1 pseudogene is annotated in these 390 nt (G+C 31.5%); it reads right to left on the bottom strand.

Annotated elements, in window-relative coordinates:
• Window positions 1–390 (bottom strand): annotated as a pseudogene (locus EZH24_RS13560) (phage tail protein); the annotation flags it as partial.

Genomic DNA, 390 nt, shown 5'->3' with positions numbered 1-390 from the left:
CTCCACCAAAATAATATTGTCTTAAAGGTCTAATCCATCCTATAAATGGGGCAGAATCACTATCTGATTGGTACAATCCAAATCCTCCTTGACTTCCTATAGCAGTAGTATCTCCTGTAACATATCCTGCCATTTGTAAATATTCTAAATCATCTCTCCAAGTCAATTGCCATTTATCATTGCCGCTTCCTGTTTTTGTTATAGTTTCTTTTATTATAAAAGTAGAGTTATCTTGAAGTTCTTTAATCATATTATTAATCTCCTCAATATAAGCAGGAACGTCTGTAGTTCTAGCAAATATATCATTTAATACTCCGCTAGTTATAGAAGTAGTTACATAACGTCCGCTTATTATTCTTAATTTTTTACCGGCATATATCTTATTTAAAA

The sequence above is a fragment of the Brachyspira catarrhinii genome (assembly GCF_005518285.1).
Lineage (GTDB): Bacteria > Spirochaetota > Brachyspiria > Brachyspirales > Brachyspiraceae > Brachyspira > Brachyspira catarrhinii.
Note: the sequence above shows the minus strand (reverse complement) of the source record. Positions and strands in the feature narration are given on the sequence as shown.